At 52.3% G+C, this 26,124-nt stretch carries 22 protein-coding genes and 1 other annotated feature; of the genes, 18 read left to right on the top strand and 4 right to left on the bottom strand.

Features of this window, described 5'->3' with window-relative positions; all coding sequences use genetic code 11:
- Window positions 1-92 precede the first annotated feature (92 nt).
- From FZ041_RS13590 to lgt, 4 genes are all read right to left on the bottom strand, one after another.
- On the bottom strand, window positions 93-551 hold the full coding sequence (locus FZ041_RS13590) for an S-adenosylmethionine decarboxylase family protein (RefSeq protein WP_149189953.1): 459 nt from the start codon (window positions 549-551) through the stop codon (window positions 93-95).
- Between the two features lie 105 nt (window positions 552-656).
- Complete coding sequence (locus FZ041_RS13585) at window positions 657-1,994, bottom strand: DHHW family protein (protein ID WP_149189952.1); 1,338 nt, start codon at window positions 1,992-1,994, stop codon at window positions 657-659.
- Between the two features lie 9 nt (window positions 1,995-2,003).
- On the bottom strand, window positions 2,004-3,398 hold the full coding sequence (locus FZ041_RS13580) for an MBOAT family O-acyltransferase (protein WP_149189951.1): 1,395 nt from the start codon (window positions 3,396-3,398) through the stop codon (window positions 2,004-2,006).
- 128 nt (window positions 3,399-3,526) lie between these two features.
- Window positions 3,527-4,309: a prolipoprotein diacylglyceryl transferase gene (gene lgt, locus FZ041_RS13575; protein WP_149189950.1), complete on the bottom strand. Its 783-nt coding sequence runs from the start codon at window positions 4,307-4,309 to the stop codon at window positions 3,527-3,529.
- 416 nt (window positions 4,310-4,725) lie between these two features.
- On the opposite strand from lgt, the gene ileS reads away from it, so the two are divergent.
- The 18 genes from ileS to FZ041_RS13485 all read left to right on the top strand — a co-directional run bounded on the left by ileS (window position 4,726) and on the right by FZ041_RS13485 (window position 26,112).
- On the top strand, window positions 4,726-7,860 hold the full coding sequence (gene ileS, locus FZ041_RS13570) for an isoleucine--tRNA ligase (RefSeq protein WP_149189949.1): 3,135 nt from the start codon (window positions 4,726-4,728) through the stop codon (window positions 7,858-7,860).
- Between the two features lie 133 nt (window positions 7,861-7,993).
- Window positions 7,994-8,365 (top strand): metal-sensing transcriptional repressor, encoded by a 372-nt coding sequence (locus tag FZ041_RS14885; protein ID WP_371263022.1) that lies wholly within the window; start codon window positions 7,994-7,996, stop codon window positions 8,363-8,365.
- A 25-nt stretch (window positions 8,366-8,390) separates the two neighbouring features.
- Window positions 8,391-8,759 (top strand): Hpt domain-containing protein, encoded by a 369-nt coding sequence (locus FZ041_RS13560; protein WP_255449438.1) that lies wholly within the window; start codon window positions 8,391-8,393, stop codon window positions 8,757-8,759.
- 204 nt (window positions 8,760-8,963) lie between these two features.
- Complete coding sequence (locus tag FZ041_RS13555) at window positions 8,964-9,494, top strand: acyl-CoA thioesterase (RefSeq protein ID WP_075443905.1); 531 nt, start codon at window positions 8,964-8,966, stop codon at window positions 9,492-9,494.
- A 72-nt stretch (window positions 9,495-9,566) separates the two neighbouring features.
- Window positions 9,567-9,804 (top strand) — a binding site (T-box leader).
- 39 nt (window positions 9,805-9,843) lie between these two features.
- Window positions 9,844-11,511 (top strand): 2-isopropylmalate synthase, encoded by a 1,668-nt coding sequence (locus FZ041_RS13550; protein ID WP_149189954.1) that lies wholly within the window; start codon window positions 9,844-9,846, stop codon window positions 11,509-11,511.
- A gap of 75 nt (window positions 11,512-11,586) precedes the next feature.
- Window positions 11,587-12,549 carry an alpha/beta hydrolase gene (locus tag FZ041_RS13545; protein WP_149189948.1) on the top strand — a complete coding sequence of 321 codons (963 nt, stop codon included), beginning with the start codon at window positions 11,587-11,589 and terminating at the stop codon, window positions 12,547-12,549.
- Window positions 12,550-12,561: 12 nt separating this feature from the next.
- Entirely contained in the window at window positions 12,562-13,005 is a 444-nt protein-coding gene (dtd, locus tag FZ041_RS13540; RefSeq protein WP_075443910.1) for a D-aminoacyl-tRNA deacylase, read from the top strand.
- A 2-nt stretch (window positions 13,006-13,007) separates the two neighbouring features.
- Window positions 13,008-14,240: an aminopeptidase gene (locus FZ041_RS13535; RefSeq protein ID WP_149189947.1), complete on the top strand. Its 1,233-nt coding sequence runs from the start codon at window positions 13,008-13,010 to the stop codon at window positions 14,238-14,240.
- 27 nt (window positions 14,241-14,267) lie between these two features.
- Window positions 14,268-14,927 carry a hypothetical protein gene (locus tag FZ041_RS13530; RefSeq protein WP_149189946.1) on the top strand — a complete coding sequence of 220 codons (660 nt, stop codon included), beginning with the start codon at window positions 14,268-14,270 and terminating at the stop codon, window positions 14,925-14,927.
- A complete protein-coding gene (locus tag FZ041_RS13525; protein WP_075443916.1) occupies window positions 14,924-15,823 on the top strand; it encodes a YitT family protein in 900 nt (299 codons plus the stop codon). Before FZ041_RS13530 ends, FZ041_RS13525 begins: the two co-directional genes overlap by 4 nt.
- Window positions 15,823-16,545, top strand: a complete 723-nt coding sequence (locus tag FZ041_RS13520) for an MBL fold metallo-hydrolase (RefSeq protein ID WP_149189945.1) — start codon at window positions 15,823-15,825, stop codon at window positions 16,543-16,545. The genes FZ041_RS13525 and FZ041_RS13520 overlap by 1 nt, the downstream gene beginning before the upstream one ends.
- 39 nt (window positions 16,546-16,584) lie before the next feature.
- A complete protein-coding gene (locus tag FZ041_RS13515) occupies window positions 16,585-17,157 on the top strand; it encodes a peptidylprolyl isomerase (protein WP_149189944.1) in 573 nt (190 codons plus the stop codon).
- Window positions 17,157-17,441 carry a GIY-YIG nuclease family protein gene (locus FZ041_RS13510; protein ID WP_075430613.1) on the top strand — a complete coding sequence of 95 codons (285 nt, stop codon included), beginning with the start codon at window positions 17,157-17,159 and terminating at the stop codon, window positions 17,439-17,441. Before FZ041_RS13515 ends, FZ041_RS13510 begins: the two co-directional genes overlap by 1 nt.
- A 30-nt stretch (window positions 17,442-17,471) precedes the next feature.
- The gene (gene greA, locus FZ041_RS13505) at window positions 17,472-17,948 is read left to right on the top strand and encodes a transcription elongation factor GreA (protein WP_075430615.1); all 477 of its coding nucleotides are present in this window, start codon (window positions 17,472-17,474) and stop codon (window positions 17,946-17,948) included.
- A 33-nt stretch (window positions 17,949-17,981) separates the two neighbouring features.
- Window positions 17,982-19,910 carry a lysine--tRNA ligase gene (gene lysS / locus FZ041_RS13500; protein ID WP_149189943.1) on the top strand — a complete coding sequence of 643 codons (1,929 nt, stop codon included), beginning with the start codon at window positions 17,982-17,984 and terminating at the stop codon, window positions 19,908-19,910.
- A 177-nt stretch (window positions 19,911-20,087) separates the two neighbouring features.
- Window positions 20,088-23,228 carry a type I restriction endonuclease subunit R gene (locus FZ041_RS13495; protein WP_149189942.1) on the top strand — a complete coding sequence of 1,047 codons (3,141 nt, stop codon included), beginning with the start codon at window positions 20,088-20,090 and terminating at the stop codon, window positions 23,226-23,228.
- Window positions 23,229-23,237: 9 nt separating this feature from the next.
- Complete coding sequence (locus FZ041_RS13490; RefSeq protein ID WP_149189941.1) at window positions 23,238-24,881, top strand: HsdM family class I SAM-dependent methyltransferase; 1,644 nt, start codon at window positions 23,238-23,240, stop codon at window positions 24,879-24,881.
- Window positions 24,874-26,112 (top strand): restriction endonuclease subunit S, encoded by a 1,239-nt coding sequence (locus FZ041_RS13485; protein WP_149189940.1) that lies wholly within the window; start codon window positions 24,874-24,876, stop codon window positions 26,110-26,112. Before FZ041_RS13490 ends, FZ041_RS13485 begins: the two co-directional genes overlap by 8 nt.
- Window positions 26,113-26,124: the final 12 nt, after the last annotated feature.

The raw sequence follows: 26,124 nt of genomic DNA, 5'->3' as shown, positions 1-26,124 counted from the left end.
ATACATCGCTAAAGCGAGCCAGTCGGCTCGCTTTTTTGTTTCGGAGTATTTTGCCTATGAAAAAAGCCCTCCCGCAGGAGAGCTTTTTTTCATTACTGATGATTGCGACGTGCCAGGGCACGGATGACCTTGGCGCCCGTATTGTGGATCTTGCGCAACGGCGCGACTTTTGTTGTGACTTTGGGTTTGATTTCCTTAGCGACGCCGAAGTTGCCGCGCTTGAGGACTGTCGTCTTGGTCTTGTCCGGCTTGAAGAAGTTGCGGATCTCTTGAGCTACCATATCCGGCTCAGCATCCTCGTGACAGAGGAACACATCGAGGGCAACGTACTTCAGATCCATATAGATGTGAAGGGAAAGATGGCCGTCGGCCAGTAAGGCAAAGATGACATAATGATCATCGGCAAGCTGCTGGACATTCAGATTGACAAGCTGATGACCGATACGCGTCAGCGCATCGGTCAGATTCTCTTGAATAAGTTCTATGTCAGTGAGTTTATTGTTTTTGCAGTTGAATAAATCGGCCGTTAAATGACGGGCTAATATTTTCACTATTTCTTACGCTCCTTTTAATATGCTAGGATGACGATAAAACATATACACTATATTATAGTTGATTGCAGGGGATGGCGTCAAGAGGGCGCCTGTTTACCTGCTCTAACGGAAATCATAGTCGTCTTGATGAGAATTACGTTCCAACGGGTAATCCAGTTCGATGGTGTGAAGAACCAGTACGAAGTCAGGATGCGTCTCATTGATATATCTGCGGATACTCCCTTTGAACCAGCGGGGATCGATGATATCCATCTGCCTTACGCAGAGAGCCAGAAAGGGAGCTACACTGTTGGCAAAGGAGTCCTTGACCATGAGAATTTTAACATCTGCCACTTCAGGCGCAAAGTTCTCGATACGAATCAGGGAGCAATCGGCATAGTTGTAAGCCGCATAGGGATTGGAACCGTAAAAATCTTTATGCTCCAGTTCGTGCATGTCGTAGGTGATAGAAAAATCCCCATAAGTATCAATGCCCAGTCCGGGAATTTCGTAATGCAGGCAGGTGGGGAAAAGGGGATAAAGAAGCATAAAATCGTCGGGTTTAGCCAAAACGGTGGTCATCCGCTTACCCTGGCTGCCCAGGAAGTAAGCCGGATAATGTTCCTGCCGATAGCTGGCCAAAGACAGCCGGTCTTGAGGGAAAGGGATATCACCTGCAGTTTCCAGCCATCGGGCGATATGCGTAGCGGCCCAGAGACCAGTAGTTGGCAGCCAATGATGGTCTGTCCGGAAGAATAACTGATGGTAAGGTGTGTCAGGAAAATCCTTGTGCATGTATGGATACAGGTCAAGGGTGGCGATACCGCGCGCCTGCAATCCCTGCAGCATTGCATCTTTTTTTTGCAGACTGAAATCCAGCTGGCCGATGAAAGTGCTATCTGTTGCCGTGTCTAGGGCAGGCGGATTGGGAACGAACAGGAATTTTGCGCCCTGCTGCTTACAAAAATCAGCTAAGGAAGCTGTTTCGTTAATGTACTCCTGAATGTCAAAGGGCAGGGTGGGGAAAAAGAGCCAGCCATCGGCCAGCACCTGTACGCTGCCGATGGTCAGCGGACGGATATTCCAGCCAATGAGCTGGTCATAGCGCCGGCCAGTTTCTACGATGTTCGTGTAACCGGGGAAATAAGTTTCGCTCCAGCTGGCAATGCGGGCCTGTTCTTCCCGTATTTTGTTTTCCTGCTGACGTATTTCTGTCAGTAAGGAGCGCTCTGGCTGTGGTTCAAGGAAAGGATAGAGACCAGCCCAGTCAATATCTTTTTCCCGAGGATGGATACGTTCGGGCAGACGCCAATTATCCCAAAGAACCAGCCTGGTCAGCGCGTTGTCCCATTTACAGTGGTCAATCAGAACTACCACGGTAAACCAGCGGATAAATATCATGGCAAAAGCCAGCACTAAAAGCCCGGCGCAAAAACGCATCATATAGTCACGAATGCTCATAGCTATACCTCAAAAGTTAAAATAGATAAAGGGATTATAATTCCCCGCTACAGTAGCAATAAGGGAAAGCAGAAAGAGAATCGTAGCCAGACAAGGCTCGGCCACTGAGTGCCAACAGCGCCAGCGCGCAGCAAGCCAAGGATAGAGGGGAAGAGAAAAAGCCAGCCCCATAAGCCAGATCAGCCAGCCGCTAGTGAGAAAATGTACAGCCCGTTCATCAAAGAGCGGATTACCGGCCTGTCCCCACATCATGCTTAGATAAGACAGGCTTTGTCCAAGATCAGGAAACTGGAATATCACCCAGGCAGTAATGACAGCCAGCAACGTGTAGAGATGACCGAAAATACCAATGTGATCAGTAAAGCTGGTAAACTTTTCCAGAATCAGCAACAGGAAATAAATCAGTCCCCAAACTAAAAAGGTCCAATTGGCGCCATGCCAGAAGCCTGTCAGCGACCAAACGATAAAGAGGTTTAAGGCCAGACGTCCACGGTTGCACCGGCTGCCGCCGAGCGGAATATAGACATAGTCCCGGAACCAGGAGGACAGAGAGATATGCCAGCGGCGCCAAAATTCCGTTACACTGCGGGAAATATAGGGATAGTTGAAATTTTCCCGGAAATGGAAGCCAAACATTTGCCCCAGTCCGATGGCCATATCCGAGTAGCCGGAGAAGTCAAAGTAAATCTGAAGCGTGTAAGCGATAGCACCGAGCCAGGCTGCTGATACGGAAAGGGGCTCCTGTCCTGCTATGAAGCGGCTGTTCATAGCAATGACTGCCAGGTAATTGGCCAGCAGTACTTTTTTGGCTAAACCGTAACTGAAGCGTATCATGCCGGCGGTGAAATCCTGCCGGGTTTCCTGGCGGCTCACGATTTCCCGTTCAATGTCAGCATAACGCACAATCGGGCCGGCAATAAGCTGAGGAAACAAAGCAATGTAGAGGCCGACATGCAGCACATTACGCTGGGCCTGAGCCTTCCCGTAATAGATATCGAGAAGATAGGAAAGAAGCTGGAAGGTAAAGAAAGAAATTCCAATGGGCAGGGCCAGCTGGATCGCAGAAAAATCTTTTTGCAGCAAAAGTCCCAGCTGAGTGGCCGCAAAGGTAAGATACTTAAAGACGAACAGCATGCTCAAATGAAAGGCGGCGCCAAGAGAAAGCCATAGCTTGCGTTTCCTTGGCGTAGCTGCTGCTGTCATCCGGAGGCCAACCTGCCAGCCGGCGATGATGGAAATAAGCATCAACCAGATAAAGAAAGGCTCACCCCAGCCGTAAAAAAGAAGGCTGGCGATGAGCAATAATACATTGCGGAATTTCCGGCTTTGGCAAAATGGATTGTAGTAAAGCAGAAGTATCATTGGCAGGAATATAAACAAGAATATATTGGAAGAAAAAACCATGAAGCTTCCTCCTTCGCATATTACGTTGCATGAAAGAATCATTGGTTATGTTCTACAAAAAATAGAGAAAATCCTGCCCTGGTTTTGCAAGTGGAACCTCGTGCTGCTTTATGTTTGTGTCCAGTCTGTTAAATGGTTTGCTTGCGTGCTTTCCAGGCCAGAGCGATAAAGCATAGGAAGGCAAGCGTAAAGGCAACGAAGCTGGTAGTTTGCGCACTGGTCATAAAGGCAAGTGTCTTTTCGGCATAATCGCCGCGGAGAAATTCAAGACCGAAGCGGGCTGCACTGTAGAGCATGACATAGAGGGCAAAGCACTGCCCTTTGACGTGTTTGGTACAGCGATACATGAGCAGCAGGGCGAAGATGACGACGTCGAGCTGTCCCTCCCAGATCTCGGCGGGCCAGAGTGGCTGTGTGCCATAGGTATGGGCAGCCAGTGTCGTGGCAGGATAAACAATGCCAAAGGAGCTGCCAGTCGGTGCGCCGAAGGCATCACCGTTCAAGAGATTGGCACAGCGTCCCAAAGCCTGGCCGAGGATGATGGCTGGAGCTAATACGTCCATGAGATGAAGGGTGTCCAGTTTGTGATGACGGCAGTAAAGGATGCCGGCGATCACGCCGAGGGTAACGCCGCCTTGGATGGCCATGCCGCCCTGCCAGACGTTGAACAGTTCGGTCAGGTGATGGCTGTAGTAATTCCAGTCAAAAAAGAAAACGTCCCAGAGACGGGCACCGACCAAGCCGGCAATGCCACAGTATATACCCATGTCGACAATGTGTTTTTCATAGCCGCAGCGTTCCTGTTTCGCAAGGAAGTAGCCGACGCCAGTCGCCAGGATGATGGAGAGCGACAGGACAAGCCCGTAAGCGCGGACCGGAAAGTCGCCGATGAAGAATAGATATTGATGCATATAGGCCTCCCAGGGATCAGCAGCTGCCAGGCAGCTGGATAGTTATTGTCGAAACACTGTTAATTATAGCTTAGGTGCACTTAAATTTGAAGGAAAGGTTTTTGAAAAAAGAATTGAATTATGTCTTTCCATATGGTACAATAAGTGCTGTTAACATGTAAATGCGTGGATGAAGAGAGTACATCTTCAGCGAAAGTTCAAGCGAACCGGGGCAGGTGCGAGCCGGAAGCGAGTAGCGAGGGTAGAAAATCACTTCGGAGCAGCAGGCTGAAAGAATGCGAGTAGGCCGGGCCGGTATTCCCCGTTACGGAATAGCGTATGATGGTACGTGAAAAATAGGTGGTTTTAGTGTAGGTAATACAGCCTGCATCCTGTTTTGGGATGCAGGCTTTTTCTATTAGGAGGAGGAATCCGCTTTGTACAGTAAGGTAGACACCAACCTGAACTTCGTGGAACGCGAGCAGGAAGTCCTGAAGTTCTGGAAAGACAACAACATCGCCCAGAAAGCTATCGATCAGCGTGAAGGCTGCGATACGTTCACGTTCTATGACGGCCCGCCGACGGCTAACGGCAAGCCGCATATCGGTCACGTCCTGACGCGTGTCATCAAGGATATGCTGCCGCGTTTCCAGTCCATGAAAGGCAAGAAAGTTCTGCGCAAAGCGGGCTGGGATACCCATGGCCTGCCGGTTGAGCTCGAGGTCGAGAAGGCTGTCGGCATCAACGGCAAGGAGCAGATCGAGGAGTACGGCATCGAGCCGTTCATCAAGAAGTGCCGTGAATCGGTTTGGAAGTACAAGGGCATGTGGGAAGAATTCTCCGATGTCGTTGGTTTCTGGGCCGATATGGATAATCCATACATCACGTATGAAAATAACTTCATCGAGTCTGAGTGGTGGGCACTCAAGGAAATCTGGAACAAGGGCCTCCTGTATAAAGGGTATAAGGTTGTTCCTTATTGCCCGCGCTGCGGCACACCGCTGTCTAGCCACGAGGTTGCACAGGGCTATAAGGATGTCACCGAGCGTTCGGCGATGGTTACGTTCAAGGTCAAGGATGAGGAGAATACGTTCTTCCTGGCTTGGACGACGACGCCGTGGACACTGCCTTCCAACTTGGCATTGTGCGTCAATCCGGATGTCGATTATGTAAAACTCCGTGTCAATGGTAAAATCTACATCCTTGCGGAGGCGCTCGTAGAAAAAGTATTTGAAGATGTTGAGGGCGAGCGTGAGGTTCTCGAGAAGTTCAAAGGGCAAGCTCTCGAGGGACGTGCTTATGAGCCGCTGTATCCCTTTGCCAATGCTGCGGTTGCCAAACAGCCGGGCAAGAAGGCACATATCGTGACCTGCGATGATTATGTCACCACCGAAGATGGTACGGGTATCGTTCATCTGGCTCCGGCCTTTGGTGAAGACGATAACCGCGTCTGCCAGAAATACAACATCGCTTTCGTCAACCTCGTCAATAGCAAGGGCGAACTTACGGAGGAGACGGACTGGGCTGGCGTATTCGTCAAGAAGGCGGACCCGATGATCTTGGAGGATCTGGAGAAGAAGGGGCTGCTCTTCAAGGCACCGGAATTCACCCACAGTTATCCGCACTGCTGGCGCTGCGATACGCCGCTGCTTTACTACGCGCGTTCGACCTGGTTCATCAAGATGACCGATGTCAAAGACGAACTCGTCGCCAACAACAACACGGTCAACTGGATCCCGAAATCCATCGGCAAGGGCCGTTTCGGCGACTGGCTCGAGCATGTACAGGATTGGGGCCTGTCCCGCAACCGCTATTGGGGTACGCCGCTGCCGGTCTGGGAGTGCGAATGCGGCCATCAGCATACGATCGGTTCCATCGAGGAGCTCAAGTCCATGTCGGACAACTGCCCCGAGGAAATCGAGCTCCATCGTCCGTTCATCGATAAGGTAACCATCAAATGCCCGCAGTGCGGCAAGGAGATGCATCGCGTCTCCGAGGTCATCGACTGCTGGTTCGACTCGGGGTCGATGCCCTTTGCCCAGTGGCATTATCCGTTCGAGAACAAGGACATCTTCGAGAAGCGCTTCCCGGCGGACTTCATCTCTGAGGCTGTTGACCAGACCCGCGGCTGGTTCTACTCGCTGATGGCTATCTCGACGCTGCTGTTCCACAAGGCACCGTACAAGAATGTCATCGTCCTTGGTCATGTCCAGGATAAGGATGGCCGCAAGATGAGCAAGTCGAAGGGCAATGCCGTCGATCCGATGGATGCACTGCGCCAGCATGGTGCCGATGCCATCCGCTGGTATTTCTATGAGAACAGTGCTCCGTGGCTTCCGAACCGCTTCCATGATGATGCGGTGCAGGAAGGCCAGCGCAAATTCATGGGCACGCTCTGGAATACCTATGCTTTCTTCGTGCTCTATGCGAATATCGACCAGTTCGATGCAACGAAGTACACGCTGGACTACGATAAGCTCAGCGTCATGGACAAGTGGGTACTGTCGCGCCTCAACACGATGGTCAAGGAAGTCGACAACGACCTGTCCAATTACCGCGTAACCGAGGCCGCCAAGGCTCTGCAGGATTTTGTCGACCAGCTTTCCAACTGGTATGTCCGCGGCAGCCGCAGCCGTTTCTGGGCTAAGGGCATGGAGCAGGACAAGATCAATGCCTATATGACGCTCTGGACGGCGCTGGTCACGACGGCCAAGACGGCAGCACCGATGGTTCCGTTCATCACGGAGTCCATCTATCGCAACCTCGTTTGCAGCATCGACAAGCAGGCACCGGAGTCCGTGCATCTGGCTGATTTCCCGGCAGTCAACGAGGCCTGGATCGATGAAGAGCTCGAGGCCAACATGGAACTCGTACTCGAGATCGTCGTGCTCGGCCGCGCATCGCGCAATGAGACGAACATCAAGAACCGCCAGCCGGTTGCCAATATGTTTGTCCATGCTGGCCGTGAGCTGCCGGAGTTCTTCAAGAAGATTGTCGAAGATGAGCTCAATGTCAAGGCTGTGACCTTCAAAGACGATATGGAAGAATATCTCACCTACAGCTTCAAGCCGCAGTTCCGTGTACTCGGGCCGAAAGTCGGCAAGCAGATCGGCGAGATCAAGGCAGCCCTTGGCAAACTCAATGGTTCCAAGGCTAAGGCTGAGCTTGACAGCACGGGGACGCTCAAACTGTCGCTTGCTAGCGGCGAGGTCACGCTGACGCCGGAGGACGTCGAGGTCTCGATGGCACAGAAAGAAGGCTTCAACTGCCAGCGTTACAATGGGGTGACGATTGCGCTCGATACGACACTTACCGAAGAGCTGCTTGAGGAAGGGTTCGTCCGTGAGATCATCAGCAAGGTCCAGACCATGCGCAAGGAAAACGGCTTTGAGGTCACCGACCATATCACGGTCAGCCTCAGTGGCAATGAAAAACTTGCAAGCATCGTCAAGAAGAACGAAGCATATCTCAAGGAAATCACGCTGGCTGACACGGTGGTCTATGGCAGCCTTGAAGGTCAGGAAAAAGAATGGAATATCAACGGCGAGATGCTGACGCTTGCTGTGAAGTAAGTATCGGTTGATGCTTAGGGCCTTCCCTGCGGGGAAGGCCTTCTTATTGAAAACTTTTTGCTGCTGGCAGGAAAAGCGCGTGGCAATCAAGAACAGATATAGAGGAAAGCTAGGACCTAAGGGAGGCTCATTCGTGGCAGAGGATAGAATAGACGATATCGCCAGCACAAAGGTACAGGAACATGTCCATACGCATGTCTTAGCGGATGGTACCACCATCCAGCATACGCATGGTCATCTGCACAGCCATACGCAGACGAAAGCGGTGCTCAACCGCATGTCGCGGCTTATCGGCCATCTGGAGGCCATCAAGCGCATGGTGGAGGAGGGCCGTGACTGCAGCGAGGTGCTTGTGCAGCTTTCTGCGGTGCGCAGTGCGATAAATGGTGTCAGCAAGATCATTCTCAAAGACCATCTGGAGCATTGTGTCGTCGATGCTGTCAAAGAGAATGATAAAGATGCGATTGCCCAGCTCAACAAGGCAATCGACCAATTCATGAAATAGTGCAAAGGGTTGGGAGGCGGATCTCATGGAACAGATGCAGATAAAGGTAACACTCGAACAGGCAGGTGTGGATTACGATAAAGGGCTGGAGCGTTTTATGGGCAATGTGGCGCTTTATCATAAATTCCTGCTCAAATTCCTGGTGGATGGTTCGTATGCGGATTTTGTAAAGGAACTGGCAGCCGGAGATCTCGTCCTGGCAGAAAAGAGCGTTCATACGCTCAAGGGGACATCGGGCAACTTGAGCCTCATGCGGCTGTTTGAAGCGGCGGACGCAACGGTGCAGGCAATCCGGACCGGACAGGGCAGCGAGGAGATCAAAGAGCTGGCGGAAAAAGTCGGCGAAAGCTATGAGGAAACCTGTCAGGCTATCCGTCTCAGCATCGGCGAATGATCAAAAAACAAAAAGCCTTCTTCCATCGCGGAGAAGGCTTTTTGTTTTGGCGCGGTTTCTGTGACACATGTTACGGTAATTATCGGGAAAATCCGTTATCCTAATGCTTGTCGATTTTACAGGAAAACATTTGTATTTACGCTGTAAATAATGATAGAATCATAATGAGATGGTAAGACAAGTTACCCGTAGGAGGTTATTCATATGGCGCAGAATAGAATCGTAATCAGCCAGGTCATGATGCCGAGCCAGACCAATCCCAATGGCAATGTCCATGGCGGCGAGATCATGAAGATGATGGACTCGACGGCCTATGCAGCGGCGCGCCGCTATGCCCGTTCCAATGTGGTCACGGCCCGTGTCGATGAGCTGGAGTTCCATCTGCCCATCCTGATTGGCGATCTTGTGACCTGCACGGCGGAGATTGTGTTTGTGGGGCATAGCTCGATGGAAGTAGCAGTGAATGTCGATGTCGAGGATCTCGATCAGGAAGGCAAGCCGCAGCGTGCGCTTACGGCCTATTTCACGATGGTGGCTTTGGATCGCAACTCGCGCCCCAAACCGGTGCCGCCGCTCATCCTAGACACGGAGGAGGCCAAGCGGGCGTTTGAAGAGGGCCGCGAGCGCTATGAGGCGCATAAGGAGCGGAAAAGAATCCAGCGTGAGAAGGAAAAAGCCCGCCTGGCGGCGAAGAAGTCACCGAGAGAGCCGGAAGATGATCCGCGCAAAAAATAAAAATAGTTTACAGTTTTACAGATAAATGCTTGCAAAATGTATTTTTATGTGATATTGTAGTATGCAACACAGGGAAATGCATAGCAGAGGAATAGTACGTATCAGAAAGCTCCCAGCGAGTTGTCGGTTGGTGCAAGACAATAGTGGCATGATATGGAACTCGCCTTGAAGCAGCCCGCTGAACGCCGCAAGGCAAGTAAACCGGGACGGAGCCTGACCGTTAGCACAGGAGGACTTGATGGAGTCCGTATGAGGTGCCGGCAGGCACGAATTGGAGTGGTAACACGTAAGCTAGCCTTTCGTCTCTTGGAGATGAAGGGCTTTTATTTTTAGGAGGGATTCGCAGATGATGAATTATCAGAAGTACAGCAAGGGTTATTTCATGCCGCCAGAGATCGACCTGGAATGGGCGAAGAAGGATGCCCCGGACCATGCGCCCATCTGGTGTAGTGTGGATATGCGCGATGGCAATCAGGCGCTCATCACGCCGATGAACCTCGAAGAAAAGCTGGAATTCTATAAGATGCTCATCAAAGTCGGATTCAAGGAGATCGAGGTCGGTTTCCCGGCGGCGTCGGAGACCGAGTATGAGTTCCTGCGCCGTTTGGTCGAGGATGACCTGATTCCCGATGATGTGACGATCCAGGTACTCACGCAGGCCCGTGAGCATATCATCCGCAAGACCTTCGAGGCGCTCAAGGGCGTCAAGAATGCCATTGTACATGTCTACAACTCGACGTCGGTCGCTCAGCGCCAGCAGGTCTTCCGCAAGTCGAAGGAGGAGATCAAGCAGATGGCCGTCGATGGGGCCAAACTCCTCAAGCAGTTGACCGAAGAGGCCGGTGCTGACTATCGCTTCGAGTATTCGCCTGAGTCCTTTACAGGCACGGAGCCAGAGTATGCGCTCGAAGTCTGCAATGCAGTGCTCGATGTCTGGCAGCCGACGGCTGACCGCAAGGCCATCATCAATCTACCGGTGACCGTAGAGATGAGCATGCCCCACGTCTATGCGATGCAGGTGGCGTATATGAACAAGAACCTCAAATACCGTGAGAATGTCGTGCTGTCCCTGCATCCGCACAACGACCGTGGCTGCGGTGTCGCCGATACCGAGATGGGCCTGCTGGCTGGCGCTGACCGTGTCGAGGGCACGCTGTTCGGCAATGGCGAGCGCACGGGCAACGTCGATATCGTGACCGTTGGCATGAACATGTTTGCCCTTGGCGTAGATCCTGAGCTGGACTTCTCGCATATGTCCGAGCTGGTCGAGATCTATGAGAGCCTCACGCGCATGCAGGTCAGCTATCGTCAGCCGTATGCAGGCAAGCTCGTCTTTGCCGCCTTCTCGGGCTCGCATCAGGATGCCATCGCCAAGGGCATGAAGTGGAAGGAAGAGAAGAACCCCGACAAGTGGACCCTGCCGTATCTCTACATCGACCCGAAGGATGTCGGGCGCGAGTATGATGGCGATGTCATCCGCATCAACAGCCAGTCTGGCAAGGGCGGCGTCGGCTTCATCATGGAGCAGAAATACGGCATCGAGATGCCGAAGAAGATGCGCGAGGACTTCGGCTACTGCGTCAAAGGTGTTTCGGACCACAAGCACAAGGAACTCATGCCGGATGAGATCTTCCAGATCTTCCAGAATGAGTATGTCAACGTCACGACGCCGTATGAGCTCGACGACTTCATGCTCAAGAAGGAGCCGGACGGCACGCGTTCCGGCACGGTGGATCTCAAAGTCGATGGCAAGAAGGTCACGTTCCTGGCCAAGGGCAATGGACGTCTGGATGCAGTGTCGAATGCATTGCAGCAGAATCTCAATATCTCGTACAAGGACCTGACGTATAGCGAGCATGCCCTGGAGGTCGGCCAGAATTCCCGGGCAATGGCCTATATCGGCATCACGTCGGATGACGGCCATATCACCTGGGGCGCTGGCATGGATACCGATATCATCACGGCCTCCTTCCATGCGCTGTTCAGTGCCATCAACCGCATGAAAGCGGGAAAATAAAAATTTAAAAGTATTCTTCAGCAAAAGATGATATAATGGAATCGCATTTTTCTAAAGAACATGAAGGGTGATTCCATGAAGAAGACTATCATATCCTGTCTCCTGACGGCTGTCATCACCTTGGTGGCTGCTACGACGGTTTTCGTCATGGGGGCAGGATATTTTATTGGCAATTATGCTGTGCACTTCGGGCTGGAGCGTGGCACGGCGGAGAATCCGCAGGAACCGCCGCGTGCTTATGCGCTTTTGATGCCGCCTGAGGCAAGGCAGTTCAATAAACCGGAATATGAGAATGAAGTATGGGACTTGCAGGCAGCGGACGGCCTGCAGCTTGAGGCTACGCATTTTTCTCCCAGGCAGGACAGCGAGCGCTGGGTGATTATCGCGCATGGCTATGGCTGCACCCAGCAGAATTCTTGGTATATCGCCGAAAATTATCTGCTGATGGGATATCATGTATTGACGCCGGATTTGCGGGCCTCAGGCAACAGTGAAGGCAAGTACCTGACGATGGGCTATAAAGAGGGCGGAGATATTGCGGCCTGGGCCAGGCTGATTGCCAGGCGTCATCCGCAGGCCAGGATTATTCTGCATGGCGTGTCGATGGGGGCTGCGACGGTGATGATCGCTGCAGCGCGTGAGGATTTGCCAACGCAGACTGTGGCCTGTATCGAGGACTGCGGGTATACGAGTGCCTTCGATCTGCTCGTCCATCAGCTGACTGTCTCGTTCAACCTGCCGGCATTCCCGGCGATGAATCTTTTGGATTGGCGCTGCCAGAAGGTAGCGGGGTTCAGCCTGCATGATGCCGAGCCGGTGACGGCTGTGCGGCGGTCGAAGCTTCCCATCCTGTTCATCCATGGTAAGAAAGATACGCTGGTGCCGGTGGAGATGGCTGAGAAACTTTACAAAGAGGCGCGAGTGCCAGAAAAGAAATTACTGCTGATCGATGGTGCTATCCATGCAGCGTCGTCACAGAAGGATCAGGAACGTTATTTCCAGACGGTCAGTGATTTTGTCCGGCCGTATATGTATTGAGGGAGGAACTATATGAAGGCAGTGGTAACCCGGGTGAAGTCGGCGGCGGTGCGGATCGATGGCAAGGTCAACGGTGCGATCGAGCAGGGATTTCTCGTGCTGTTGGGGATCGGCCCGGAGGATGATGGGGAAACATGTGCCCATCTGGCCGAAAAGATTGCCAATGTGCGCGTGTTTTCCGATGAGGCTGGCAAGATGAACCGGAGCATCGATCAAGTGGGCGGCTCCTTCTTGGTCATCTCGCAGTTCACGCTTTACGCGGACCTCAAGAAACGGCGGCCGGGCTTCAGCCATGCGGCTAAGCCTGACTTGGCAGAGCCGCTCTACGAGCAGTTCATGCAGGAGCTGCGGGCGAAGGGCTTTGCGGTGGCGCATGGGGAGTTCGGTGCTGATATGCAGGTCGAGTCCATAAACGATGGGCCTGTGACGCTGCTGTTTGATACGGAGGAAGTATGAGCATGAACAAAGAGTTATTGCAGAAATATGCCCAGCTCGTCGTGAAGGTCGGCGTCAATCTGCAGCAAGATCAGATTCTCGTCATCAATTCGCCCATCGAGTGTGCGGATTTTGCCCGCACGATAGCGGAGGAAGCCTTCGCGGCGGGGGCACACGATGTCGTCGTGAGCTGGGGCGATGAGCTGCTGGCCCACATCCGCTACGCGGGCGGCAAGAAGGAGCTCTTCACGGAGTTCCCTGAGTGGCGGCGCAAGTTCTATACGGATTATGCCGAGCAGGGGGCGGCCTTCGTATCCATCGCGGCCCGCGATCCGGAAATCTTCAAGGATATCGATCCGGAAAAGCTCAAGCTCTCGCAGCAGGCCGCAGGAGCAGCGCTCTTGGAGTACCGGGCGCGCCTTATGAACAACCGCAATACCTGGTGTGTGGTCTCGGTGCCCACCAGGAGCTGGGCGCAGAAGGTCTTCCCCGCTGTCTCAGCCGATGAGGCTGTGGCAAAGCTCTGGCAGGCGATCTTCAAGACGGTACGCATCGAGGCAGGTGCCGACCCGGTGGCTGCCTGGCGCGAGCATATCGCTTTCCTGCAGAAGGCGGCCAAGTTCATGAACGATAATGCGTTTGTATCGCTGCACTATACGAATGACAGCGGTACTGACCTTACCGTCGAGCTGCCCGAGGGACATATCTGGGCTGGCGGTGCTGAGGACTCAGAGCTCGGCGTGCAGTTTGCGGCCAATATGCCGACGGAGGAAGTCTACACGCTGCCGAAGCGTGAGGGCGTCAACGGCACTGTGGCAGCGTCCAAGCCGCTGAACTTCAACGGTAATCTGATCGAAGGGTTCAAGCTGACCTTCCAGGAAGGGAAAGTCGTGGATTACTCGGCTGAAAAGGGTGAGGAGATCCTCAAGGGGCTGCTCGAGACCGATGAGGGTGCGCGCTATCTGGGGGAGGTGGCGCTGGTGCCGTACGATTCGCCGATCTCCCAGAGCGGTATCTTATTCTACAATACGTTGTTCGATGAGAATGCGTCGTGCCATCTGGCTCTGGGCAAGGCCTATCCGACCTGCATCGAGGGCGGCGAGTCGATGGACAGCGTGACGCTCTTGCAGCATGGCGTCAATGATTCGCTGCTGCATGAGGATTTCATGATCGGTACGCGCGACCTGGACATCGTCGGCACGACGAAGGATGGCCGGCAGGTACAGGTCTTCAAGAATGGCAATTTTGCCTTCTGATTGGCAAGGAAAAGGAAAGAGGTTGTTATGAAACAGGATTTATTGCGCCAAGGGATGCGCATTGTGTTGGTGCTGATGGCGGCAGCCGTCATGCTGATTTCGCCGGAGGCTGAGGCGGCCAAGCCGGTGGCGGCGGATTTTTCCTGCCGGCAGGTTTCGCTGGGGGCGGATAAGGATGCCGTGGAGAAGGTGTTCGGCAAGCCGGTTTATGACCGCACGGTACGCATCCAGGATGTACTGGTCAAGGAATGCGACTATGCAGATGACTACACGATCGGCTATTCCGTGGCGACGGGTGAGGTCATCGACATCATCGTCAAGAACAAGAAGTATGAGGCAAGAGGCGGCGTGCGCTATGGTGCGACCTCGGCTCTGATCCAGAAGACCTATGGTAAGCAGAAGGCCCAGAACTTCGGCGGTAACAAGTTCTATGTCTACGATAATCCCAAAAACAAGTTCCAGCATCTGATGCTGCAGGTGGATATGGACAATGGTGCTCTCGTGGTCATGCGCATCACGGGCCTGCCGATGAACGATGAAGAGATCGAGGCGCTGATGCAGGAGCGTCCGGAACTCTTTGAAGAGCCGGAAGATAAGAGCGTATCGCTGAATATGGCGGGGAAGGAAATCGATATGTCTGATCTGCCGGCAGCTCAGCCGGTTAAGCTGGGAGGTTTGACGGAATGATTCAGCTGCGGATGCTGGAGCATCGCCTGCTGCGTTATGCAGGCATCACGCTGGGTTGCTTGATTGCCAGCTGCTCCATCAATCTGTTCCTGGTACCGTCGCACTTGCTGACAGGCGGCGCGACGGGCATTGCTATCATTGTTTACTATCTGGCCCAGCTGCCCATCGGTCTGCAGACCTTTGCCTATAACCTGCCGCTGCTGGCAGCGGCTTGGAAGACCCTGGGGCGCGGCTATACCTTTGATGTCATCATTGGCACGGCGATCTTCTCGTTCTGCCTGGATTTCACGCGCTTCCTCAACGCCTATGCACCAGTCAACGATATCATGCTCGCAGCCATCTTCGGCGGTGTCTTCAATGGCATCGGCTATGGACTGGTATTCCGCATGAACGGCAGTACCGGTGGCTTTGATATCATTGGCGCGATCGTCAAGAAGTATTATTCGCTCAACATGGGCGGCGTCATCTTCGGCTTCAACTGCGTCATCATGCTGGTGGCAGGCTTCCTGTTCGGCGTGGCTCCGGCCATGTTCACGCTGATCTGCATGTATATGAATGCGATGGTTACCGACAAGGTCATCGCGGGCTTCAACAGCCGCAAGGCGGTGCTGATCGTCTCCAACCGTTCGGAGCACATCGCGGAGGCCATCATGGAGGTAGGTCGCGGCGTCACCTTCCTGCACGGGCAGGGAGCCTTCACGCGGCGGGAGCGCAATGTCGTCTTCGTCGTCGTGACGCTTACCCAGGTCGCGAAAATCAAGATGATCGCCAATGCCATCGACAGCGATGCATTCATGATCATCATGTCGGCCAACGAGGTCATGGGGCGGGGGTTCAGCTCGCCGGGCATACGCGTGGGGAATGTCATCAAGCGTTATGAAGGGAAGGATACATAATGGATCTGTCAGTCACGTATCTGCTGAACAGCGGCTTTATCGTGGAACTCGGCCGCACGCTGCTCGTCTTTGATGATTTCGAGGATCAGCAGGATCTGGTGGGGCAGGCCATCCGTGCGGGCAAGCATGAGGCGGTGTACCTCTTTGCCTCCCATGCCCATTTCGATCATTTCGATGCGCATATCCTGAGCTACCAGCAGGAGGCGGCGCGCTATGTATTCGGCTATGACATAAGGCGGACGAAGCGCGGCCGGATGTTCCCGCAGGAAAAGGTCACCTATATGCGCCCGTATGAGGAATGGGAAGATGCCTGCATTAAGGTAGAATCCTATGACTCCACCGATATCGGGGTGGCGTTCCGGGTTACAGACAAGGCGACCGGCAAGAGCATTTTCCATGCCGGCGACTTCAACTGGTGGGATTGGACCGGAGAGACGGCAGAGAACCGCAAGCTCGCAGAGAATGCCTTCCGCAAGCAGCTGAAGCGGCTCGAAGGCATGCAGGCGGCACTGGCATTCTTCCCGGTCGATGGCCGTCTCGGTCCGATGCAGGACAAGGGCGCCCGGGAATTTGTCCGCGTGACGGATATTGGTGCGCTCATCACGATGCATGACCTCACGGAATCCGGCTGGCAGCCAGCAGCGGACTTTTTCCCCGCAGGGCGCAGCTTTCCCGTCTGGTCGCCGCAGTATCCGGGGGAACAGCGGACGTTCTCCGTCTGAAGGATTTGTGGTTGAAATGGCAGGAGGTTATAAGGTAAAATGAAGAAGATATTGATTATGCTGCTCGCAGGTATCATGATGCTGACTAGCGGATGCCTGGCCGTGGGCAGTGCAGACAATGGAGGAAACAAGAAAGTGGCTAATCGCATTGCAGTAATCCAGACGAATAAGGGTACGATTGAAATCGAGCTTTTCGAGGACAAGACGCCGATTACGACGAAGAATTTCATCGATCTGGCACAGAAGGGCTTCTATGATGGCATCATTTTCCATCGCGTCATCGATGGGTTTATGATCCAGGGCGGCGATCCGACTGGCCTTGGTACGGGCGGCCCAGGCTACACAATCGAGGATGAGTTCCGCGATGATTTGACGTTTGACGGTGAAGGCATCCTGGCGATGGCCAATACGGGCATGCCGCATACGGGCGGCAGCCAGTTCTTCATCACGCTGGCCAAGACGCCGTGGCTCAACAATCATCATACGATTTTCGGCAAGGTCGTAAAGGGCATGGATGTTGTCCGCGACATCGGCCATACGCAGACTGGCTTCCAGGATCGTCCGGTCCATGACGTCGTGATGGAAAAAGTCACCATCAAAGAAGCAGAATAATGGCTGCTGCCTACACCTATATCCTTGTATGTGGGGACGGCAGCCTCTATACCGGTTGGACGAATGACCTGGAAAAACGGGTAAAGACGCACAATGCCGGGCAGGGCGCGAAGTATACGCGCTCGCGCCTGCCTGTGCGTCTTGTCTATTTCGAGGCCTTTGCGGACAAACGCGAGGCGCAGAGCCGTGAGTATCAGATAAAGAAGCTTACGCGTGCACAGAAGCTGGCGCTCATTGACAAGGGTTCAAAAAATAATTATAATGAATTAGTTACCATAGAATAATCATATGAATTTGCAAAGGGGCGTTTCTACATGGCAGATAAAAAGGTCATGCTGACCGAAGACGGCTATAATAAACTGGTGGAAAAAGTAAACTATCTCAAGAGCGTACGCCGCATTGAGATTGCCGAGCGCCTGAAGGCAGCAATTGCCCTCGGTGACCTTTCGGAGAACTCCGAGTACGATGATGCGAAAAACGAGCAGGCCTTCCTCGAGGGTGAGATCCAGGAACTCGAGGCTAAGATCCGCAACTCGGACATCATCAAAGCTGGCAGCGGCGATGTCGTCCAGATGGGCTCGAAGGTTGTCGTCCTCGATGTGGAATTCGCCGAGGATGGTCCGCAGACGTTCATGATTGTCGGTTCGACGGAGGCTGATCCGGACGAGGGCAAAATCTCCAATGAGAGCCCGCTCGGCCAGGCACTGCTCGGTCAGAAGGTCGGCACGACGGTTGACGTGCATGCGCCGGCTGGCATCATCCAGTACAAGATTGAAGAAATCAAAGGCTAAGAATCGCAGGAATAGATAGGAGAATTCGCTTTTATGGCAGAGAATAAGGAAAATCAGCAGGGCCAGGAGCAGGATCTCAACGAGATGCTCAAGGTCCGCCGCGAGAAGATGGAAGCGTTCAAGGAAATCGGTGTAGCTCCGTTCGGCCATCGCTATGAGGTCACGGCCTATGCTGCCGACATCAAGGCAGAGCACGATGGACTTGAAGGCGACGAAGAGGGCCCGGAAGTCTATATCGCCGGCCGCCTTATGGCTATCCGTGGCCATGGCAAGGCTTCGTTCTGCACGCTCAACGACCGCACGGGCAACATCCAGGTCTACTTCAAGGTCGACGTGCTCGGCGAGGAGAAGTATAAGCAGCAGTTCCGCAAGCTCGATATCGGCGATATCGTCGGCATCCGTGGTGTCGTGTTCAAGACGCATCGCGGCGAGGTCACGGTACGTGTTGAAGACTTCGATCTGCTGAGCAAATCCCTGCGTCCGCTGCCGGAGAAATTCCATGGCCTGCAGGACGTGGATATCCGCTATCGCCAGCGCTATCTCGATCTCATCATGAACCAGGATGTCCGCGATACGTTCCGCAAGCGCACGCAGATCATCCGCGCTGTCCGCGAGTATCTCGATGCGCGTGACTATCTGGAAGTGGAGACGCCGGTCCTGTCGACGATTGCCGGTGGTGCAGCGGCCCGTCCGTTCATCACGCATCACAATACGCTGGGCATCGACCTCTACCTGCGCATCGCCACGGAGCTCAACCTCAAGCGCTTGATCGTCGGCGGCCTCGATCGTGTCTATGAGATCGGCCGCATCTTCCGCAACGAGGGCATGGATGTCCGCCATAACCCGGAGTTCACGTCCATCGAGTTCTATCAGGCCTTTGCTGACTATCAGGACATGATGGACCTGACTGAGGGCATCGTGGCCAATGCCGCAGAGAAAGTCCTCGGCACGACGGTCATCAACTACCAGGGCGTCGAGATCGACCTTTCGAAGGTAAAACGCATCAGCATGAACGATGCGGTAAAAGAGGCTACGGGCAAAGACTTCATGGCTTGCGAGACGGTCGAAGAGGCCCGCAAGCTGGCGGATGAGATTGGTGTGCCGTACGAACAGCGTCACGGCATCGGCGGCATCCTCAACGCTGCTTTCGAGGAGAAGGTGGAAGAGACGCTGATGCAGCCGACCTTCATCACGGGCCATCCGACGGAGATCTCGCCGCTGGCAAAACGCAACGCTGACGACCCGCGCATCACGGACCGTTTCGAGTTCTTCATCTATGGCCGCGAGCTGGCCAATGGCTTTACGGAGCTCAACGACCCGATCGACCAGAAGGGCCGTTTCGAGGATCAGCTCAAGCAGCGTGAAGCTGGCGACGATGAAGCCCATGGCATGGACGAAGACTTCGTCACGGCCCTGGAGTATGGCCTGCCGCCGACGGGCGGTGTCGGCATCGGCATCGACCGTCTTGTCATGCTGCTGACCGATGCTGCTTCGATCCGCGATGTCCTGCTGTTCCCGACGATGAAACCGCTGGGGACGCCGGCACCGCTGGCTGAGGCACCGGCAGCTGCTGTACCGGAGAAGATTGACTTCTCGAAGGTCGAGGTCGAGCCGCTCTACGAGGATATGGTCGACTTCGATACGTTCTGCAAGTGTGACTTCCGCGCCGTCAAAGTCAAAGACTGCGTTGCTGTCAAGAAGAGCAAGAAGCTCCTGCAGTTCACCCTCGATGATGGCACGGGCACGGATCGCACGATCCTTTCCGGCATCCATGCCTTCTACGAGCCGGAGCAGCTCATCGGCAAGACGCTCATGGCCATCGTCAACCTGCCGCCGCGTGCCATGATGGGCATCGAGTCCTGTGGCATGCTGATTTCCGCCGTCCACACGGAGGAAGGCGAGGAGAAACTGCACCTGCTGCAGCTCGACCCGCATATCCCGGCTGGCGCAAAAATGTGCTGAATGGTCAAACTTGACATTTGACATTTGACTTTTGACTTTTGACTTTTGACCGGTCAAATCTGACTTTTGTTGGATTTGACCGGTCATTTTTGCTAGAAAACCCCTTGAGGAACGGTCAGGATATGGAGAGTATGCTATAATAAAAATATCCAGATTCGCGAAAAGGACGTGACAATCATGGCAAGAGTATTCTCGGAAGATTCGCGCGTAAAGATTCCGGCGCTGCTGCATCTTACCCGTCTAGGCTACCGGTATCGGCGGTTGAAAGATATTCGTGCACAGTTGGACTTTGAAACGAATATTGACAGACAGATGCTTCGTGAGGCTATGAACAGGTTGAATCCGTCTTTGCTTGCCGAGCCGTTGACCGATGAAGAGTTTCAGGTTATTTTAGCGGAACTTACGGACAGCTTGGCTGGTGATGACCTCGGAAAAGCATTCTTTGTGAAATTGCAGCAGGGAATAGTCTGCCGTGGGGAGACGATGCGGCTTATTGATTTTGACCAGTCGGCGGAAAATGACTGGTCAGTAGTAACGGAGCTGCCCTGCTTGGTTGACCGGTCAAGTGAGACGGGGAGCTTTCGTCCGGATATCACGGTATTTATCAATGGTCTGCCCTTGGCATTCTGCGAGGTGAAGATTCCGAATAACCTCAAGGGAATGCAGGCAGAGTATGAGCGCATGAACAAGCGCACGAGCAATGTGAAGTATCGCCGGTTCCTCAATATCACACAGCTTATGGTATTTTCCAATAACATGGAGTATGACGATACAGAAGTTGTGCCGATTTCGGGGGCTTTTTATGCGACGAATGGGCGTGGACATTTATTCTTCAGCCACTTTCGCGAAGAAGATAAAGCTATCTATGATGGTGTAGCGGCACTGGAACCAGAGGTTGAGTCGCTGGTCTTGCAGGATACGAATATGGCAATCCTCAAGGGACGCTCGGATTATGTGCTCAATTGCAATCCAATGACACCGACTAATCGGATATTGACTTCGTTATTCATCAAGGAACGCTTCCTTTGGCTGCTGCATTATGGGATTACCTATGTTGAGAAGGTAAATGACAAAGGTGTTGTAGAGCTGGCTAAGCACTTGATGCGTTATCAGCAATTCTTTGGTGCTGGGGCGATTGCGCGTAAAGTGGAACAATTGCGGCAAGGAGACAGCGGGGGGTCTGCTGATATTTGCTGCATCGATGGAGGCAACAATCTAGAGCTTGCGGCAGAATTGCCGCATTATGGCAGCAACAATATCGGGAAGAAACGTCAGGCGCGTGGGGGTGTGATTTGGCATACCCAGGGAAGCGGCAAGACGGAACTGGCTTTTTATAATGTCCATATCCTGTCAGACTTTTATGCAGCGCATCGCATGGTTGCCAAGTTCTATTTCATTGTTGACCGGCTGGACCTCATGCAACAGGCGGCAGATGAATTCCGCGCCCGTGGCTTGAATGTCGTGGAAATCGGTACGCGTGCTGAGTTCACGGAAAATATACAGAGTACCAGTGAACAGACACTTACTGGTGGTCTGGTCATGAATGTAGTCAACATCCAGAAGTTTGGTGACGATGCCGTAACGAAAGAGCCTGACTACAATGTGAATATCCAGCGTGTCTATTTTATCGATGAAGTTCATCGTGATTATCGTGCGGATGGTTCGTTCTTGGCGCGGCTCGTAAATTCTGACCGCAGGGCAATCATGTTTGGGCTTACAGGAACGCCGCTTATCGGCAAAGTGCGGACGAAGGATCTCTTCGGTGACTATATCCATAAATACTATTACAATCAGTCTATTGCTGATGGTTATACGTTGCGGCTTATCCGTGAGGGCATCAAGACGGAGTATCGGCTGCAGCTGAATGCGGTGCTGGATAAGCTCAGCGAGGAAGTCAGAAAAGGGCTTATCCAGAAGAAGGATTTGACCTGTCACGAGAATTATGTGAACCCATTGGTCGACTATATCGAAGAAGATTTCACTGGCTCGCGGCTGCTGTTAGGGGATGGTACCATCGGCGCGATGGTGGTGGCAGATTCCAGCCAGCAGGCGCAGGCAATCTATGAGGAGCTGAGCAAGCGTGGCACGTTCCGTGCGGCACTGGTGCTTTCGACCATCGGCGAGACGAAGGAAGAACTCAGGGAGAAAAGGGATGCCTTCAAGCGGGGTGAGGTCGATATCCTTGTAGTATTCAATATGCTGTTGACAGGCTTTGATGCTCCGCGCTTGAAGAAACTCTATCTCGGCCGCGTCATACGCGACCACAGTCTGCTCCAATGCCTGACCCGTGTCAATCGTCCTTATCATCAGCTGCGTTACGGCTATGTGGTGGACTTTGCTGATATTCGGGCAGCCTTTGACAAGACGAATCAGGCGTATCTGGCCGAGCTGCAGGATGAGCTTGGCGATGACTTCGAGCAGTTCTCCAGCATCTTCAAGACGCCAGAGGAAATCAATGAAGATTTGCGGCAAATACATGATAAGCTCTTTTCCTTTGATACCGATAATCTGGAGAACTTCCAGCGGCAGATTTCCACCATCGAGAATAAGGATGAAGTGATGGAACTGCGCCGTGCCTTGGCGCTATACAAGGAGCTCTACAATCTCGCGCAGTTGTTTGGCTATGAGGAGCTGGTGGCAAGTCTTGACCGTGACAAGATACGCACGTTGTATCAATTGACGGAACAACGTTTGCAATTGCTGCGGGACAAGGAGGCTCTGCAAGCCCCAGAGGACATTGATAGTCTGGTAGAGCTGGCAACGCAGGATCTCCAGTTTTCCTTCCGCAAGATAAGTGAGGGAGAACTTTCCTTAGCAGATGCTTTTGCCAGCAAGAGACGGCAGACGATTGGCGAGTTCGGACGCAACCAGGATAAGAAAGACCCTGAATTTCTGAAGCTTTGGGAGGAGCTGCGGCGGATTCTCGAAGGGCACGATATCCAAGAGATGACGCTGGAGGAAATGCAGGCACAGGATAAGCAGCTAGAAATCCTGCGCCAGAAAATGCATGACCTCAATGCGGCAAACAGCAGGCTGACTGAACGCTATAGCGGCGACCAGCGCTACATGCGGCTGCACAAGAATCTGTTGCGCGACGGTCTTATCGCGTCGCCGAGCCTCTTGTATGATTTCCTGCAGGATATGAAGTCTTTTATCGACGACAGCCTGCTGCATAAGGATACGATACTTGCGAATGAGAATTTCTTTGTCCAGACTTTGTGGCGGGAAATCAAGCAGGAACTGAGCGGCAAACTGCCGCTCAATGCCGGAATCGTGAAGGCTATCGGCAATGAAATCAAAAACGAATACATCCAGTAAGGAGAATATATGCAATTACAATCTGAAAAACAAATCATCTACAGTCTTATAGATGACCTCAAAGCCATTTGCTCGAACTATGGTCTGGGCAACAGCGGCAATGAGTATAAAATCATCACGGAGACATTCCTTTATAAATTCCTCAACGATAAATTCCTTGCTGGCATCAAAGAGCTGCCAGATTTTACGGGCAAGTCGACGAAAGAGTGTGAACAGCAGCTATCTGACATGTCAGAAGACGACTTCGAGTTCCTGATGATGGACTTAGACCCGCGTGTTGCGCGCATCCGGCCTGAAGATTCTATCAGCAGCCTGTTCTCGCGCAAGGGAGAGGAAGGGTTCCATACTACCTTTGATAATGCCTTGCTCCATATCGCCGAAGGGAACAAAGAAGTATTCTCCGTGGCCGCAGGTGCACAGAATCGTGTGCGGCTCTTTGATACTCTGTCAAATCTCGTCACGGAAGTCGAGCGGCAGGACGATTTCTGCCGGGCCATCATCAATAAACTCAATGCTCAGAGCTTCGATGCTGTTTTCCAGCAGAAGTACGATTTCTATGCGGATATCTTTGAGTATCTTATCAAGGATTATAACAAGGACAGCGGTCAGTATGCTGAGTATTATACGCCACATTCCATCGCCCAGATTATCGCTAGAATCATTGCCCCGGAGGGCGCACAGAATGTCAGCATCTATGACCCTGCCGCTGGTTCGGGAACGCTGGTACTGACCCTGGCCGAGCAGATTGGGGAGGAGAACTGCACCGTCTACACCCAGGACATCAGTCAGAAGTCCAACGAAGTCCTGCGGCTGAACCTTATCCTCAACAATCTCGTCGATAGCCTGTCCCATGTCATTCAGGATGATACCTTGGTTCGCCCCCGTCATTTGGCAGAAGACGGCAAAAGCATCGAGAAGTTTGACTACATCGTCAGCAATCCGCCCTTCAACACCGACTTCAGCGAAACCCGCGACCAGTTGGCTGGCGAAGGCTATAAAAAGCGCTTCTTCGCGGGGGTTCCAAATATTCCCAAGAAGAAAAAGGAAAGCATGGCCATCTATCAGATGTTTCTGCAGCATATCATTGTCAGCATGAAAGAGGGCAAGGGCAAAGCTGCCATCGTCGTGCCCACAGGCTTCCTGACCGCCGCCACGGGCATTCCCTATAAGATTCGTCAGCACATCGTCAAGAAAAAACTCCTGCGCGGTGTAGTTTCCATGCCCAGCAATATCTTCGCCAACACGGGCACCAATGTTTCCGTGGTATTTCTCGATGCCGCTGGCACAGAGGACGAAAAAGTCCTGCTGGTTGACGCGTCAAATATGGGGGAAAAAGTCAAGCTCGAAGGCACCAAGAACCAGCGCACCTATCTGAGCAAGGAAGAGATGGAGCAAATTGTCACCACCATGAACGAGCGCCAGGAAATCGACGATTTCAGCGTCCTCGTCAGTCTCAAGGACATTGAGCAGAAGAAATGCTCCTTCTCCGCAGGCCAGTATTTCAAGGTCAAGATAGAATACGTTGACTTGACCCCGGAAGAATTCCAACAGAAAATGGCTGACTATGAACAGCAGCTAAAAACATACTTCGCCGAAGGGCATAAGCTCGAAGAAGAAATCCTCAAGGGGATAGGAGAGTTGAAGTATGAGTGATACGATCTCAAGTATAGCGCAAGTCATAGATAGCCTACATTCTACACCACAATACCAAAATACAGGATATTCAATGGTTCGTGTAGTAGATATAAATAATGAATTTCTATCTTTAAAAAGATGTTCTAAAGTTGACGAAGATACATATGTCAAACATAATAAGAATCATCATCCCCAGCGTGGTGATATTATTATTACACGAGTTGGTTCATATGGGATGGTAGGATATGTTGATACAGATGAAAAATTTTGTTTAGGACAAAATCTATCAATTATTCATCCTCAAAACTTTGAGGATGGAAAATTTCTTTATTATTACATATTATCTCCTTTTATGCAAAAGATAATATATGGAAATATTGGAGGTTCTGCATACAAGTGCTTGGGGCTTGAGGATATTCGGAAGCTGCCGTTAAAGGTAAAAGGATTAAAACGGAGAGAGATAGGGGAGTTCCTTTATCGCATAGATAAAAAGATTAATACTAACAACAGTATTATTGAGGTGCTTGAATCCATGGCCAAGACCCTATACGACTACTGGTTCGTCCAATTCGACTTCCCCGATGCAAACGGTCGCCCCTACAAAACCAGCGGCGGCAAGATGGTATGGAACGAAGAACTAGGCAGAGAGATTCCAGTAGGGTGGGAAACTGGACAGGTGAGTGATTTAGGTGATGTAGTTGCTGGGGGAACACCTAGTACAGAACATCCAGAGTATTTTATACTTGATGGAATAGCTTGGATTACTCCGAAGGATATGTCCTTATTGGATGGCAAGTATATTTTCCATGGAGCAACGGACATATCAGGAGAAGGGTTGAAAAACAGTTCCGCTAAACTGATGCCAGCAGGTTCGGTGGTATATACAACTAGAGCCCCTATTGGCTATGTTGCCGTGGCAGGAAATGATGTTTGTACAAATCAGGGATTCAAGTCTGTGGTGCCGAAAGAACATATAGGGACTGAGTTTGTGTATTACACATTGAAGTCACTAGAAGAGCACTTCAAAAATGTTGGAAATGGCTCTACCTTTAGTGAGGTATCTAAAGAAACTTTTTCAACAGTTCCTATATGTATCCCACCGCAAGAGATAATCAGGGAATTTAGGACTCTTGTCAATAAATGGAGTCATATGCAAAAGAAGACGCAGTTGGAAAATAGAAAACTCATTGATTTGCGAGATTTTCTTCTCCCGATGCTAATGAACGGTCAAGTCACATTCTGTTCATAGTGTTGATTAGAG

It is taken from the genome of Pseudoselenomonas caprae (genome assembly GCF_008271345.1).
GTDB classification, from domain to species: domain Bacteria; phylum Bacillota; class Negativicutes; order Selenomonadales; family Selenomonadaceae; genus Selenomonas_A; species Selenomonas_A caprae.
Note: the sequence above shows the minus strand (reverse complement) of the source record. Positions and strands in the feature narration are given on the sequence as shown.